At 59.0% G+C, this 14054-nt stretch carries 16 protein-coding genes; 11 read left to right on the top strand and 5 right to left on the bottom strand.

The window, feature by feature from the left end; genetic code table 11:
- Nucleotides 1–33 precede the first annotated feature (33 nt).
- The 5 genes from fabZ to ACR0J5_RS05500 are packed head-to-tail and all read left to right on the top strand — an operon-like array spanning nt 34 to nt 3825.
- A complete protein-coding gene (gene fabZ, locus ACR0J5_RS05480; protein ID WP_480651163.1) occupies nt 34–507 on the top strand; it encodes a 3-hydroxyacyl-ACP dehydratase FabZ in 474 nt (157 codons plus the stop codon).
- Nucleotides 504–1289 carry an acyl-ACP--UDP-N-acetylglucosamine O-acyltransferase gene (gene lpxA / locus ACR0J5_RS05485; protein WP_480651165.1) on the top strand — a complete coding sequence of 262 codons (786 nt, stop codon included), beginning with the start codon at nt 504–506 and terminating at the stop codon, nt 1287–1289. The genes fabZ and lpxA overlap by 4 nt, the downstream gene beginning before the upstream one ends.
- A gap of 3 nt (nt 1290–1292) precedes the next feature.
- Complete coding sequence (locus ACR0J5_RS05490; protein WP_480651167.1) at nt 1293–2087, top strand: LpxI family protein; 795 nt, start codon at nt 1293–1295, stop codon at nt 2085–2087.
- Nucleotides 2087–3244 (top strand): lipid-A-disaccharide synthase, encoded by a 1158-nt coding sequence (gene lpxB / locus ACR0J5_RS05495; RefSeq protein ID WP_480651168.1) that lies wholly within the window; start codon nt 2087–2089, stop codon nt 3242–3244. Before ACR0J5_RS05490 ends, lpxB begins: the two co-directional genes overlap by 1 nt.
- Nucleotides 3244–3825 (top strand): cadmium resistance transporter, encoded by a 582-nt coding sequence (locus ACR0J5_RS05500; protein ID WP_480651170.1) that lies wholly within the window; start codon nt 3244–3246, stop codon nt 3823–3825. Before lpxB ends, ACR0J5_RS05500 begins: the two co-directional genes overlap by 1 nt.
- Here the strand turns inward: ACR0J5_RS05500 and mnmA are convergent.
- Nucleotides 3822–4967 (bottom strand): tRNA 2-thiouridine(34) synthase MnmA, encoded by a 1146-nt coding sequence (gene mnmA, locus ACR0J5_RS05505; RefSeq protein WP_480651172.1) that lies wholly within the window; start codon nt 4965–4967, stop codon nt 3822–3824. The genes ACR0J5_RS05500 and mnmA overlap by 4 nt on opposite strands.
- 129 nt (nt 4968–5096) lie before the next feature.
- Between mnmA and sciP the strand changes: the two genes are divergently transcribed.
- The 5 genes from sciP (at nt 5097) to ACR0J5_RS05530 (ending at nt 10757) form a co-directional block, all read left to right on the top strand.
- Nucleotides 5097–5390, top strand: a complete 294-nt coding sequence (gene sciP / locus ACR0J5_RS05510; protein ID WP_480651174.1) for a CtrA inhibitor SciP — start codon at nt 5097–5099, stop codon at nt 5388–5390.
- An 82-nt stretch (nt 5391–5472) separates the two neighbouring features.
- Nucleotides 5473–6189, top strand: a complete 717-nt coding sequence (gene ctrA, locus ACR0J5_RS05515; protein ID WP_480651176.1) for a response regulator transcription factor CtrA — start codon at nt 5473–5475, stop codon at nt 6187–6189.
- A gap of 120 nt (nt 6190–6309) precedes the next feature.
- Nucleotides 6310–8436, top strand: a complete 2127-nt coding sequence (gene ligA / locus ACR0J5_RS05520; RefSeq protein WP_480651177.1) for an NAD-dependent DNA ligase LigA — start codon at nt 6310–6312, stop codon at nt 8434–8436.
- The gene (recG, locus tag ACR0J5_RS05525; RefSeq protein WP_480651179.1) at nt 8433–10523 is read left to right on the top strand and encodes an ATP-dependent DNA helicase RecG; all 2091 of its coding nucleotides are present in this window, start codon (nt 8433–8435) and stop codon (nt 10521–10523) included. The genes ligA and recG overlap by 4 nt, the downstream gene beginning before the upstream one ends.
- Before the next feature lie 111 nt (nt 10524–10634).
- Complete coding sequence (locus ACR0J5_RS05530; protein WP_480651181.1) at nt 10635–10757, top strand: hypothetical protein; 123 nt, start codon at nt 10635–10637, stop codon at nt 10755–10757.
- Nucleotides 10758–10942: 185 nt separating this feature from the next.
- Here ACR0J5_RS05530 and ACR0J5_RS05535 read toward each other — a convergent pair whose 3' ends face one another.
- On the bottom strand, nt 10943–11581 hold the full coding sequence (locus tag ACR0J5_RS05535; protein ID WP_480651183.1) for a MarC family protein: 639 nt from the start codon (nt 11579–11581) through the stop codon (nt 10943–10945).
- 54 nt (nt 11582–11635) lie between these two features.
- Nucleotides 11636–12088 (bottom strand): iron-sulfur cluster assembly scaffold protein, encoded by a 453-nt coding sequence (locus ACR0J5_RS05540; RefSeq protein ID WP_480651185.1) that lies wholly within the window; start codon nt 12086–12088, stop codon nt 11636–11638.
- A gap of 48 nt (nt 12089–12136) precedes the next feature.
- Here ACR0J5_RS05540 and hisI point away from each other — a divergent pair, with 48 nt between their 5' ends.
- The gene (hisI, locus tag ACR0J5_RS05545) at nt 12137–12526 is read left to right on the top strand and encodes a phosphoribosyl-AMP cyclohydrolase (protein ID WP_480651187.1); all 390 of its coding nucleotides are present in this window, start codon (nt 12137–12139) and stop codon (nt 12524–12526) included.
- Between the two features lie 5 nt (nt 12527–12531).
- Here hisI and gluQRS read toward each other — a convergent pair whose 3' ends face one another.
- Both gluQRS and ACR0J5_RS05555 read right to left on the bottom strand, forming a co-directional pair.
- Nucleotides 12532–13410, bottom strand: a complete 879-nt coding sequence (gene gluQRS, locus ACR0J5_RS05550) for a tRNA glutamyl-Q(34) synthetase GluQRS (RefSeq protein ID WP_480651189.1) — start codon at nt 13408–13410, stop codon at nt 12532–12534.
- On the bottom strand, nt 13407–14021 hold the full coding sequence (locus ACR0J5_RS05555) for a class I SAM-dependent DNA methyltransferase (protein WP_480651191.1): 615 nt from the start codon (nt 14019–14021) through the stop codon (nt 13407–13409). The genes gluQRS and ACR0J5_RS05555 overlap by 4 nt, the downstream gene beginning before the upstream one ends.
- Nucleotides 14022–14054: the final 33 nt, after the last annotated feature.

Raw genomic sequence — 14054 nt, forward strand, 5'->3', positions numbered from 1 at the left:
GCAAATTGAAATCCAGAACGGGACGACTTCATCATGAGCACGGAAACCCAAAGCGCCGACATTCAGCTGATCCAGCGCATATTGCCGCACCGCTATCCGTTTCTGCTGGTCGACAAGGTGGTCGATATCTCGGGGTATCAGTCGGCAGTTGGCATCAAGAACGTCACCATGAACGAGCCGCATTTCCAGGGCCATTTCCCGGGAACTCCGATCATGCCGGGCGTAACGATTGTTGAGGCAATGGCGCAGACTGCGGGTGTGATGCTGGGCGTAGGCATGGACGTGATCGACAGCGAGCTGCTGATCTACTTCATGAATATCGACAAGTGCAAATTCCGCCGCAAAGTGATCCCGGGCGATGTGCTGGAAATGCACGTCGAAACCGTGCGCGGCAAGAAGGGCGGCAAAATCTTCAAGTTTGCCGGTCGCGCAACCGTTGAGGGCGAAGTGGCTGCCGAGGCGGAATTCTCGGCCTATGTTGACTGGGATATGGAAAAAACGACATGAGCGGCATTCATCCAAGCGCAATCATCGAAGACGGTGCGCAGGTCGGTGAAGGCTGTGTCATAGGACCGTTCTGTTATGTCGGCGCGCAGGTCAAACTGGGCGACAGGGTTGAGCTGAAGTCGCATGTTGTGGTGACCGGCGATACCTCGATCGGGGATGAGACAGTCATCTTCAATTTCTCGGTGATTGGTGAGATCCCGCAAGACCTGAAATTCGGAGGCGAAAATACCCGGCTTGAGATTGGCAAGCGCAACCGCATCCGCGAGCATGTGACAGTGAATACCGGCACCGATGGCGGTGGCGGTGTGACACGCATCGGGGATGATTGCCTGCTGATGGCCGGTGTGCATGTGGCGCATGACGTCCAGATCGGCAACCGTGTGATCATGGTAAACCACGCGGGTGCAGCCGGGCATTGCATCATCGAAGATGACGTGATCGTGGGCGGCATTTCGGGCCTGCACCAATGGGTGCGCGTGGGCCGTGGCGCGATCATTGGCGCGTTGACCATGGTGCCCAATGATGTGATCCCCTATGGCCTGGTTCAGGCTCCGCGGGGTGAACTGGACGGGCTCAATCTGGTCGGGTTGAAACGCAAGGGCGTCTCGCGCGAGGATATCTCGGCCCTGCGTGCGGCCTTCCGTGAACTCACGGACGGGGAAGGCACGTTTATGGAACGGGCGCACCGTGTCGGCGCAGACAACCAAAGCGAATATGTGCAACGGATCGTCGATTTCGTCACTGGACAATCGGATCGATCCTTCCTGACCCCGAGGAAGTAACCCATGCTGGCGCTGATTGCGGGAACGGGTGCTTTGCCGGACGAGGTGGTGAACCACCTGTCGGACCGGCCAATCGTCTGCGCGATGGAGGGGTTTACGCCCGACACGCTGACTCCGGATGTTGTCTTCCCGCTGGAACAGCTGGGCAGCTTCATCGCGGATATCAAATCGCGCGGCGTGACCGATATTTGTTTGGCGGGCGCAGTGCGGCGCCCGGCGATTGATCCGGCGCGTATTGATGCGGCGACAATGCCTTTGGTGCCCGTGTTGCAGCAGGCGTTGATGTTTGGCGATGACGGCGCGCTGCGTGCCGTGATCGGGATATTCGAGCAAGCGGGTCTGGCCGTGCGCGCCGCGCATGAAATCGCGCCGAGCTTGCTTCCGCAATTGGGCTGCCTGACCGAAGCACAGCCATCTGACGCTGAACTGGGCGACGCGGACCGGGCGGCGGGCATCCTGCGCGCCATGGGGGCAGCTGATATAGGACAGGCATGTGCCGTATCCAAAGGGCAGGCGCTGGCGGTGGAAAGTATCTTTGGTACCGACTGGATGCTGCAATCCCTGACCCAGCGTCCCGATGCGGGCGGAGGGGTCTTGTTCAAAGCCCCGAAACCCGATCAGGATCGCCGCGCCGATCTGCCCACCATTGGTCCTGATACCGTGGCAGGCGCGGTCGCGGCAGGGCTGACCGGGATTTTCATCGAAAAGGGTGGCGTTATTGTCCTGAACCAGGAACAGGTCATCGAGGACTGCAATCGTCTGGGCTTGTTCTTATACGTGCGAGAGCGGGCCAGCTGATGAAAGTATTCGTGGTCGCCGGCGAACCTTCGGGCGACCGACTGGGCGGTGCGCTGATGGAGGGGCTGCGCAGCCTAGTGCCAGATGTGCAGTTTGATGGGGTCGGCGGGCCACTGATGCAGGCGCAGGGTTTGGACACCCTTTTTCCCATGGCCGAGCTTTCGGTGATGGGACTGGTAGAGGTGCTGCCCAAGTTCTTCCACCTCAAACGCCGGATCGCCGAGACGGCGCAGGCCGTTTTGGACACGCAGCCAGATGTGCTGATTACGATCGACAGTCCAGACTTCTCGCTGCGCGTTGCAAAGATCGTCAAAGCGCACAGCAATATTCGCACTGTACATTACGTCGCCCCCAGTGTCTGGGCCTGGAGACCGGGCCGGGCGGATAAGATGGCCAAGGTCATAGACCATGTCCTTGCGCTGCTTCCGTTTGAGCCGCCCTATATGGAACGTGCCGGCATGGAGTGCGATTTCGTCGGCCATCCCGTCGCAACCGAGCACGTGGCCACGCAAGACGATATTCAGGCGTTTCGTGCAGCATATGGTCTGGGTGATGCACCGATCCTTCTGGCGCTGCCCGGCTCACGCGGTGGAGAGGTCGCACGGCTTGCTCCGGTGTTTGGTGAGGCACTGAAACTCTATCTGAATGACCGGCCAGATGCGCGTGTGGTTGTGCCTGCGGTTGCGCATATGATTGAAACAGTGTCGCAGCATGTCCAAAGCTGGCCGGGTGATCCTGTTGTCGTTGATCCGCGCGATATGCCGTCGGATCAGGCGGTCAGCCAGAAACGCGCGGCATTTGCAGCCGCGGAACTGGCGCTGGCGGCGTCCGGGACTGTTTCGCTTGAGCTGGCGGCGCAATCCACGCCGATGGTGATTGCCTACAACCTGAACTGGCTCACGACCCTGATCGCCAAGAAAATGGTCAAGCTGGATACGGTGACGCTGGTCAATCTGGTCTCGGAAACCCGCACCGTGCCGGAATGTCTGCTGGATGCGTGCCAGCCCGACAATATTGCAGCGGCGTTGCAAGCGGTCGCCGCGTCCCCGAATGCGCAGCAAGACGCCATGGCTGTTACCATGGAACGTTTGGGACGTGGGGGCGAAGCCCCCGGACTGCGCGCGGCTAAGGCCGTGTTGAATCGGATGGGCGCGTGATGCTGGATTTCGTGCTGTTTGGGCTGTCGGCTTTTATGGCGCAGGTTCTGACCAATCTGGACAACCTCGCAGCGCTGCTGGCGTTGTCGCTGGTGTCGGGGGCCAAACGGTCGGTCACCGGGTTCCTTTTGGCACAGGTCATAGTGATTGGGGCCGCGTTGCTGCTGGCCCTTGGGGTCGATGATGTGGTGCCCCATTGGGCCGGTTATCTGGGCCTGATCCCGCTGAGCCTGGGGGTGCTGGCCCTGATCCGGCGCAAAATGGGCGCAGAATCTGACGCGAACCCAAAGCTGGACACTGGCGCATCGGTAATCATGGTGACACTGCTGTTCATCAGCCTGTCGATGGACACTTTTGCGGTGCTTGCGCCATTGCTGGCGGATTCTGCACCGGGCTTCCGATCCGCTGGTGTCATCGGGGCAGGCTGCGCTGCGGTGAGTCTGGCCTCGGTCGCGATGCTGGGGGCAAAAGCCCCTTTCATGAGCGGAACCCTGGCCCGCCGGTTAGAGAGCCTTGTGCCCTATGTGATGATTTGCGCCGGGCTATATATCCTCAGCAACTCGTGGACGGACGCGGTTTAATACCCGCGCCAGATCCAGCCACCACCAAAGATGCGGCTGCCCTCTGAAGCATAGAACACACAGGCTTGCCCGGGCGAGACACCTTCTTCGGGCGTCAGCAGCTCGACCTCGGCCGTGGTATCGGACAGGGGGCGAATGATCGCCTCACGCGGGGGGCGGGTCGAGCGGACCTTGACCTTCAGGTGCCATTCCTTGCGGGCGTTAAAGGGCTCATCCCCCAGCCAGTTGATCTCACGCACCGGAATGGTGCGGGTGGCCAGCATCTCTTTGGGGCCAACGACGACCTGTTTCTTGTCGACGTCCAGCTTGACCACATAAAGCGGCTCGCTCAGGCCACCGATCCCCAAACCGCGGCGCTGACCGATGGTGTAGTGAATCACGCCATCATGCTGGGCCAATACGCGACCATCCGCGTGGACGATCTCACCCGGTTCCGCAGCGCCGGGGCGCAGTTTCTCGATCACGCTGGCATAGTTGCCATTGGGCACGAAACAGATGTCCTGACTGTCGGGCTTATCGGCGACGGCCAGCCCGTATTGTGCCGCCATTTCTCGGGTGGCGTCTTTCGAGGGCAGGTGGCCAAGCGGAAAGCGCAGGAAATCCAGCTGTTCGGGCGTGGTCGAGAACAGGAAGTAGGACTGGTCGCGGTTCGCATCCTCGGCGCTGTGCAGTTCGGGGCCGTTGGCACCCATCATGCGCTGAATATAGTGACCGGTGGCCATGCAATCCGCCTCAAGGTCCTTGGCGGTTTCCAGCAGGTCCTTGAATTTCACCCGCTCATTGCAACGGATGCAGGGTACGGGGGTCGCGCCCGCAAGGTAGCTGTCGGCGAATTCATCAATCACGGCGTCCTTGAAGATATTCTCATAGTCCAGAACGTAATGGGGGAACCCGCGCTCCTCGGCCACGCGGCGCGCGTCGTGGATGTCGATCCCAGCGCAGCACGCGCCTTTTTTGGCCAGCGCCGCGCCATGGTCGTACAGCTGCAACGTGACGCCCACGACATCATAGCCCTGATCGGCCAGATGGGCCGCCACAACGGAACTGTCCACGCCACCTGACATGGCCACAACCACCCGTGTTTCCGACGGGGGTTTGGCAAAGCCAAGCGAGTTCAGCGGTGTCTCGGTATCGAGGGCCATGATGATTCCAGCGCGGGTTAAGAAAGACCGGCAGAATATAGGAAAATTCTACACACTCTCAAGGGGCGGTTTCACCCTGCATTAAGTAGGCTGGTGTCAGCTTTGTCGCAGCACGAAGAGGACCGAAAGATGTATTTGCACAAAGTAGAGGGACCAAGGTCCGTAACCCTGCCGGATGGAACGGTTTTATCCCGGGCGGACTTGCCCCCGCAGGACACGACCCGGTGGGTCGCATCGCGCAAGGCAATCGTAGTGCGTGGGGTCGTTTACGGGTTGATCTCCCTGTCGGACGCCAAAAAACGCTATGGGCTGAGCGATGAAGAGTTCAATTCCTGGGTTTCTGCTGTGGCAGAGCACGGAACCGAGGCTTTGAAGGTCACAGCGTTAAAAAAATATCGACAACCTAAAGATGAAAGTGAATAAATGATTCAACGGTAACGTCAGATTAACCATTTTTGATCAGGCTCAGTTTGAATTGGTAAATTGACCCGAATTGGAGCAGTAAATGCGTATACTTCTTGTCGAGGATGATCCGACCACGTCCAAAAGCATCGAACTGATGCTGACGCACGCCAACCTTAACGTCTATGCGACGGACCTTGGCGAGGAAGGCATCGATCTGGCAAAGCTTTATGACTATGACCTGATCCTTCTGGACCTGAACCTGCCGGACATGAACGGACACGAAGTTCTGCGTCAATTGCGCATGGCGCGGGTCGAAACGCCGATCCTGATCCTGTCCGGTGCGGACGATACCGAGAACAAAATCAAGGGCTTCGGATTTGGCGCCGATGATTACATGACCAAGCCATTCCACCGCGAAGAACTGGTGGCCCGCATTCATGCCATCATTCGCCGCTCAAAAGGGCACTCTCAGTCGATCATACACACTGGGCAGGTCGCGGTGAATCTGGATGCCAAAACGGTTGAGGTCGAAGGCAAAGCGGTGCATCTGACCGGCAAGGAATACCAGATGCTGGAGTTGCTGAGCCTTCGTAAGGGCACCACGCTGACCAAAGAGATGTTCTTGAACCACCTTTATGGCGGCATGGATGAGCCTGAACTGAAGATTATCGACGTCTTTATCTGCAAACTGCGCAAAAAGCTCAGCAACGCCACTGGTGGCGACAACTATATTGAAACGGTCTGGGGGCGGGGATATGTGCTGCGCGATCCCCAAAGCAACAGCCTTGACGAAACGCGGATGGCCGTTGGCGCCTGATTGGAACATAGGTCGCCGGTGGTCCGGGGCGACCTGCCACACTCACTGAACAGCACATCTGGACCTAGCCATGGCCTCGCCCTATCACTGAGGTCCAAGAAGACGTGACAGGGCGAGGCCATGAGCAATTTGATTCCGGTATCTGAGCTGACTGAGGACGCCGCGAAGACGGAACTGGCGCAATTGGCGCAACAGCTGGCGCGGGCAAACACGCTGTATCACGCAGAAGACGCGCCCGAGATTTCCGATGCCGAATACGACGCGCTCAAACGCCGCAACGCAGAAATTGAGGCGCGTTTCCCTCATCTTAAACGGGGGGACAGCCCTTCAGATCAGGTTGGCGCGCGCCCGGCCGAAGGATTCTCGAAAGTCACCCATGCCGTGCGCATGATGTCGCTGGGCAATGCGTTCGATGACGAAGACGTTCAGGATTTTGACCGGTCTATCCGCAAATATCTGGGGCTTACGGATTCTGAGCCTCTGGCCTTTACAGCCGAACCAAAGATCGACGGCTTGTCTCTGTCTCTGCGCTATGAGGGCGGGCAGTTGGTTCAGGCGGCGACACGCGGTGATGGGGAGGTTGGCGAGAACGTCACCGCCAATGCAAGGACAATCTTCGATATCCCTCAATCAATTCCGGATGCGCCGGATGTTCTGGAGGTTCGGGGCGAGGTCTATATGTCCCACAAGGATTTCGATGCTCTGAACGCCCGGCAAGAAGAGGCGGGCGAAAAGCCCTTTGCCAACCCGCGCAATGCAGCAGCCGGGTCTTTGCGACAGCTGGATTCCGCGATCACCCGCGCCCGTCCGCTGCGGTTTTTTGCTTATGCATGGGGGGAATTGTCCGCGCCGCTGGCCGACACACAAATGGATGCGATCGGGCAATTGAAAGCGTTTGGGTTCACGATCAATCCGTTGACCCGGCTGTGCGAAACGACCGAGCAGATGCTTGCGCATTACCGTGACATCGAAACCCAGCGCGCGACTTTGGGCTATGACATCGATGGCGTGGTCTACAAGGTGAACGATCTGGCCTTGCAGGGGCGCCTTGGGTTCCGTTCCACGACCCCGCGTTGGGCGATTGCGCATAAATTCCCCGCCGAACTGGCCTGGACCCGGCTTGAAGCAATCGACATTCAGGTGGGCCGCACTGGGGCGCTCAGCCCCGTGGCGCGGCTGCATCCGGTCACTGTTGGCGGTGTCGTTGTCTCGAACGCCACGCTGCACAATGAGGATTATATCGCCGGACGCGATGCCAGGGGCGGCATAATCCGCGACGGTAAGGACATCCGTGTTGGCGATTGGGTGCAAGTCTACCGCGCGGGCGACGTGATCCCGAAGCTGGCTGATGTTGACGTCTCGAAACGCCCCGACGACGCGCAACCTTTCGTGTTCCCCACCAAATGCCCCGAATGCGGCAGTGACGCGGTGCGGGAAGAAGGGGATGCCGTGCGCCGCTGCACGGGTGGGATGATCTGCCCGGCGCAAGCGGTGGAAAAGCTGAAGCATTTCGTCTCGCGCAAGGCGTTTGACATCGAAGGTCTGGGCGCAAAACAGATTGAGATGTTCTATGACGATCCGGACCTGCCGATCAGAACTCCGGTTGATATTTTTACACTTCAGACGCGCGATTCCGCGAACCTGAATAAACTGGCCAACCGCAAGGGCTGGGGCGCGCAAAGTGCCGGAAATCTATGGGCGGCGATTGATGAAAAGCGCAAGATACCCTTTGGGCGGCTGCTGTTTGCCCTGGGCATTCGGCATATGGGTGAGGCCGCGTCGAACCTGGTCGCAACCCACTATGGCACATGGTCCGAATTTGAGACAGCCGTAACCGCCGCTGGTCATTTCGAAGGCCCTGAATGGGAGGATTTACTGGGTGTCGACGGCGTAGGTGACGTTATGGCGCGGGCGCTCGTCTCGGCCTTTGCGCAAGAGGCTGAGCGCGCCAGTATTGACGCGTTGGTCGCGCAGTTGGACGTACAGGATGCCAAACGCCCCGACACCGCGGGCAGCCCGGTCGCCGGCAAAACCGTTGTCTTCACTGGCACGTTGGAAAAGATGACCCGCGCCGAGGCCAAAGCCCGGGCTGAGGCTTTGGGCGCCAAGGTTTCAGGCTCGGTCAGCAAAAAGACCGACATTCTTGTGGCAGGCCCGGGCGCGGGATCCAAGGCGAAAAAGGCGGCTGAACTGGGCATCGAAACATTGGATGAGGATGGCTGGCTACAGCTGATCGGCACCGCATGAGTGGCCGTCCCGAGCAGTTGTTCCCGCTTTTTGCCGGGCTGGAAACGCTTGACGGTGTGGGGCCCAAAACAGCGCAGGCCTTTCGGCAGGCGGGCATCGAATCTCCTCGGGATCTGGTGTTCAGCCTACCGTATGCCGTGATTGACCGCAGGCGTCGCGATACCATTCAGGGCGCTGATCTGCCGACGACTTTGACCGTAGAAATCACTGTTGGCCCGCACCGTCCCCCGCGCAACAAAGGGGGCGCTTACCGTATTCATGTTGAGGACGCTCAGGCCGATTTCCAGTTGGTGTTCTTCCACGCACGCGGGGATTACCTGAAGCGTATGCTGCCGGAAGGGGCGCGGCGGGTCGTGTCGGGCAAGCTAGAACTGTTCGACGGCATGGCGCAGATGGTCCACCCCGATCACATGTTGCCGCCGGAACAGGCGCAGGACATTCCAGAGTTCGAACCGGTCTATCACCTGACGCAGGGGATCACGCAGAAAACGGCGTATAAGGCGGCGCGCAGTGCGTTAGCGCGTGCTCCAACACTGGGCGAATGGATCGATCCGGCGTTGATCGCCAAGCAGGGGTGGGGAGATTGGTCCACGGCCATCGAAGCGACGCACAACCCCAAAGGTGCGGATGATGTAGCGGCCTTTGCGCCTGCGCGGGAACGACTGGCATATGATGAGCTGTTTGCCCATCAAATGACGCTCGCTTTGGCCCGTCAACGAGAACGGAAATCCAAGGGCGTTGTCAGTGTCGGCACCGGGCGTTTGCAGGCCCGGGTTCTGGGCAGCCTGCCATATAAGCCAACCGGAGCCCAGATGCGGGCGATTGATGAGATCACCGCCGATATGGGTTCGGACGCGCGGATGAACCGGCTTTTGCAGGGGGATGTTGGGGCCGGCAAAACCCTGGTGGCCTTCATGGCGCTGCTTGTCGCCGTTGAGGCCGGCGGGCAGGGCGTGATGATGGCTCCGACCGAGATTTTGGCCCGCCAGCATCTGGAGGGCCTGCGCCCGCTGGCCGAAGAGGCGGGCGTTGTTCTGGAAATACTGACAGGCCGGGACAAAGGGGCTGAGCGGCGCGCCAAGCTGGCCGCCTTGAAGAACGGGGATATTCACATTCTGGTCGGCACCCACGCGGTGTTCCAAAGCGATGTAGAATTCCATACATTGAGGCTAGCCATCGTGGACGAACAGCACCGCTTTGGCGTGCGCCAGCGGATGGAGCTGTCGGAAAAGGGGCAGGGCGCTGATGTTCTGGTGATGACGGCCACGCCGATCCCGCGCAGCCTGGCGCTGGCGCAATATGGCGATATGGACGTGTCTGTGCTGGATGAAAAACCGCCCGGACGGAAACCGATCAAAACCGCCATTGTCAGTACCGACCGCATGGATGAGGTCGTCAGCCACCTGCGTCGGGCCATTGAAGAGGGGCGTCAGTGTTATTGGGTTTGCCCGCTGGTCGACGAATCCGAGGTGTCCGACCTGACCGCGGCTGAGGAACGGTTTAAACGACTGCGCGCGATCCTGGGCGAAGGCACGGTGGGGTTGGTCCACGGGCAAATGCCATCGGCTGACAAAGACGCGGCGATGAAAGCGTTCCAAGAGGAGCAGACCAAGGTTTTGGTGGCCACCACGGTGATCGAAGTTGGGGTCAACGTGCCCAACGCCTCGATCATGGTGATTGAGCGGGCCGAGATTTTCGGGCTGGCGCAATTGCACCAGCTGCGCGGACGTGTTGGCCGGGGTGAGGCGGATTCGACCTGTTTGCTGATGTATCAGCCTCCGCTCAGCGAAGGGGGCCGGAAACGGCTGGAGGTCCTGCGGGAAACCGAGGACGGGTTTCGGATCTCGGAAACTGATCTGCAGATGCGTGGGGCCGGGGATCTGATCGGCACGGCCCAATCGGGGCTGCCAAGGTTTCAGATCGCGGATGTTGAACGACAGGCCGGGTTGATGGCCATTGCGCAATCAGATGCACGAACGTTGCTGAACGCGGACCCGCAGCTGGAAACAGAACGGGGGCAGGCGGCGCGTGTTCTTCTGTGGCTTATGAAACAGGATCAGGCAATTCGTTTGATTTCAGTGGGTTAGGGTTTTTGTTCCCGTAAGTTCGCAAATGTTCTCAAAAAGTTCTTTACCGACTCGGTAAAATATGAGAACAAAAGGTCAACAAAGGATTAAATCTCGACCGGAGGTGAGACCATGCTGACCCAGATCAAAACCGCCCTGAGCCGTTCGCAATCGACGATTGTGCAAGATGCTGCAGGGGCCGTATCTTTGATCGTCATGCTGATGGTTGCCCTTCACCTGCCGGGGACGTTCTAAGCCTTTCTGCCTGCGATCTCGTGCCGAAAATACCGCGCTGTCATCCCCATTTCAGTCAAGGGTGACCTGCCTGTCCCAATTCCCTTGAGAGGCCTGCCTCGGCCTCATGCGGTTACCCGGACCCCACATGAGAAACGCACAACCTGCCGCCGCCCTTTCCGCCCGGAAGGTGCGGCGGTTTTTTCTTACAATTCACCGGTTTGGATGATCTTGATCATCGCAGACAGGACCGAGTTTACAGCGACCGAGGCTAGGATCATGCCCATCACGCGACTGATAATTGCAGCGCCGGAATAGCGGATCAAACGGATGATTGGGTCGGCCAGCAGCATCAGAACAAAGGCAATCAGCACCACCGTTAGCATGACCAGCGCTGTGATCCCCTGATCTGCGGCGCTGTAGCGGTGGTTGTCGGTCAGGATGACAATGGCAAGCATCGCGCCGGGCGAGGCCAGTGACGGAACGGCCAGCGGAAAAATCGCGGGGTTTGGCTTGTTGGCCGATTTCTCCATCTCTTCTTCGGCTTCGTGCTGTTCAACAACCTGCTTGCTTTCGCCAAAGATCATGGTCAGGGCGAACAGGAACAGGATGATGCCGCCAGCCACTTGGAAGGAATTTAGTCCTATATCCAAAGCCTCGATCAGTAACTGACCAAAGACGAGGAAGAACAACAAAACACCCGCGCTGACCAAGGCGGCCAACAGGGCGGTTTTGCGGCGGGCTTTTGTGGATAGGCCCGCCGTTACAGCGATGAAAACAGGGATGGTTCCGATCGGGTCGATGACGACCCAAAGCGTAACGAAATGTTCAAGCAGCTTTTCCAAACCAATCCCCCGGCGTTATCTGTGACTACCCCGGATCGGCGGAAAACGCCATTGTTATGCGCAATTAGCCTGTTCTGCCTGCTCCATCGCTTCGGCCGCAGCCTCAAGCGCCAAAAGGATGGACGCATGGCGGTTCTTGTAATCCCGCGCGGGGATCAGAACCTCAAGCCCGTCAAAAGGCGCATCGGGCGCCGGGCCATCCTTTTTCAGCATGGCAGACAGCTGGTCACGCGCGGTTTCAACCTGCGCGCGCGTGGTGCCCAGAATAGCGTTGCCAACAACCGAGGCAGACGCCTGACCCAGGGCACAGGCTTTGACATCCTGCCCGAATTCGGAAACCTTGCCATCCTGCATGGACACGTCGACAGTGACGGTCGACCCACACAGGGGCGAGCGCTTTTTGACCGTGGCATCGGCATCCTTGAGCCGGTCGAGATGTGGGATATCCGCAGCCAGTGCCAGAATGCGGCCGGAATAGAGCTTGATCAGATCGTTCTCGCCAGACATGGCTTTCCCTCGTTGTCCGTTCCTCATACATAGTGAGCATCCACCGGGATGCAAAAGGTTTTTCTTATGTCCGCGACTGCTACTTTCGACCCATCCGCCCTGAAGTTTAACGAGGCTGGTCTGATCCCCGCGATTGCACAGGATGCGCAGTCGGGCGAAGTGTTGATGATGGCCTGGATGAATGTACAGGCCATTGAAAAAACACTGGAAACCGGGCGCGTGACCTATTGGTCGCGGTCGCGTCAATCGTTTTGGATCAAGGGCGAAACCTCGGGCCACACGCAGGAATTGGTGGATTTCCGCTTTGACTGCGACAGGGATTGCATTTTGGTTCTGATCAACCAGACGGGTGCAGCCTGCCACACCAATCGGCGGACCTGCTTTTATACCGCAGTGCGGGACGGGCAGGAGGTTGAGCTGATGTACCCGATGGAGTGATCGGGTCAGAGGCCCACCATGCGTCGAATATCAGCGGGCGAGGCCCCGTCGGCGCGGTATTTCGAAATCGCTCGCGCGTCGTCGCGTTTTGCCAGACGTTTGCCCGCGTCGTCCCGGATCAAGCGATGGTGCAGGTATTGCGGGGTCGGCAGCCCAAGCAGAGCCTGCAGGACAACGTGAATGCGGGTGGCTTCGAACAGATCCTGACCGCGAATGACATGGGTTATCCCTTGGGCTGCGTCATCCAACACGACGGACAGGTGATAGGACGTTCCCATGTCGCGCCGGGACAGCACGACGTCACCGATCGTTTCTGTCAATTCATCTGGTGTGAACAGGATCGTTCCGGTTTCTCCGTCTCCGTTTTCCACAAAGGAACCCGTAGGTTCTGCGTTTTGTGACAGGATCAAACGACCTGCCGCAGCCATGTTCAGGCGCAATGGGATGTCTTTGGGGCGCGGCTCTTGCGCCATCGCATCGCGCCATTTTGTCCGGCACGTTCCGGGATAGATGATCCCATCCGGCCCAAGCAGGGGTGCACCTTCCTGCGGAGCGCTTGCGGCGGCGGCAATGTCCTTGCGGTTGCAGGTGCAGGGATAAAGCAGCCCACGCGCCCACAGATCGTCCAGAGCGGCATCATAGGCCCCGGACCGCTCAGACTGACGCATCACGGGTTCGGGCCAGTCCAGACCCAGCCATTGCAGATCATCGTAAATCTGCTCTTCCCAATTGGGGCGAGAGCGGGACTGATCGATGTCTTCAATGCGCAGCAAAAATTCACCGCCCCGGACCGTTGCCAGATCATGGGCCAGCAGCGCCGAGTAGGCGTGCCCCAAATGCAAAGGTCCTGTGGGGGATGGCGCAAACCGGGTTCTAAATGTCACGCTTTCTCAACAACATAAACGTCTGACTTCAAGTCCATCCCGGGCAGGTGCGGACCATATTCCCGAAACAGCAACCGGGCTGCGCCCATGTCCAGCCAGTCATTCAGACGACAGGTATAGGACACGTCCTTAAGCGTTTGATCGTTGAAGGAAAACGCCAAAAGCCCGTTTTTAGGCAGCGCATGCATCAACATGTCCAAAACACTGGGCGGTGCGGCCCCCGCGCCGATCACACCAATCGCGGCAATAGCTTTGTAAGCATCTTGTTCCAAAGGGTTCGGATCGGTGATCTCAAACGTGGACAAGGTGCGGTAGATACCTTTGGCCTCAGCACCCTCAAGCATCTTGGGCGTCGGATCCACCCCGTCGATCACCTGAAATCCGGCGGCCTTCAGGGCCTCGCCCGACAGGCCGGTGCCACATCCGTAGTCCAGCAGAGGTGTCTGAGGTTCCGGCATTTTTGACCACAACGCTTCGGCCACCCGACCTGGGGTGGCGTAGCCGTGTGCGCCAACTTCAGCGTCATAAGAGGCTGCCCATTTTTGATAGTGTGCATGTGTATCCTTGGGGTTTTCCAAGGCGTAGGCGTCTTTGAAGTTCTCGTCGCTCATGCACTGATGTTACGTCGGGCAGGCCCAAGACGT

The sequence above is a fragment of the Ruegeria sp. BE1 genome, assembly GCF_056538885.1.

Coding starts and splice junctions, on each gene's coding strand:
- ACR0J5_RS05500 (WP_480651170.1), top strand. CDS start 3,244: ATGCTGGATTTCGTGCTGTTTGGGCTGTCGGCTTTTATGGCGCAGGTT.
- hisI (WP_480651187.1), top strand. CDS start 12,137: ATGCAAAAGGTTTTTCTTATGTCCGCGACTGCTACTTTCGACCCATCC.
- recG (WP_480651179.1), top strand. CDS start 8,433: ATGAGTGGCCGTCCCGAGCAGTTGTTCCCGCTTTTTGCCGGGCTGGAA.
- lpxA (WP_480651165.1), top strand. CDS start 504: ATGAGCGGCATTCATCCAAGCGCAATCATCGAAGACGGTGCGCAGGTC.
- ACR0J5_RS05530 (WP_480651181.1), top strand. CDS start 10,635: ATGCTGACCCAGATCAAAACCGCCCTGAGCCGTTCGCAATCGACGATT.
- ctrA (WP_480651176.1), top strand. CDS start 5,473: ATGCGTATACTTCTTGTCGAGGATGATCCGACCACGTCCAAAAGCATC.
- mnmA (WP_480651172.1), bottom strand. CDS start 4,967: ATGGCCCTCGATACCGAGACACCGCTGAACTCGCTTGGCTTTGCCAAA.
- sciP (WP_480651174.1), top strand. CDS start 5,097: ATGTATTTGCACAAAGTAGAGGGACCAAGGTCCGTAACCCTGCCGGAT.
- ACR0J5_RS05540 (WP_480651185.1), bottom strand. CDS start 12,088: ATGTCTGGCGAGAACGATCTGATCAAGCTCTATTCCGGCCGCATTCTG.
- ligA (WP_480651177.1), top strand. CDS start 6,310: ATGAGCAATTTGATTCCGGTATCTGAGCTGACTGAGGACGCCGCGAAG.
- fabZ (WP_480651163.1), top strand. CDS start 34: ATGAGCACGGAAACCCAAAGCGCCGACATTCAGCTGATCCAGCGCATA.
- ACR0J5_RS05490 (WP_480651167.1), top strand. CDS start 1,293: ATGCTGGCGCTGATTGCGGGAACGGGTGCTTTGCCGGACGAGGTGGTG.
- lpxB (WP_480651168.1), top strand. CDS start 2,087: ATGAAAGTATTCGTGGTCGCCGGCGAACCTTCGGGCGACCGACTGGGC.
- ACR0J5_RS05555 (WP_480651191.1), bottom strand. CDS start 14,021: ATGAGCGACGAGAACTTCAAAGACGCCTACGCCTTGGAAAACCCCAAG.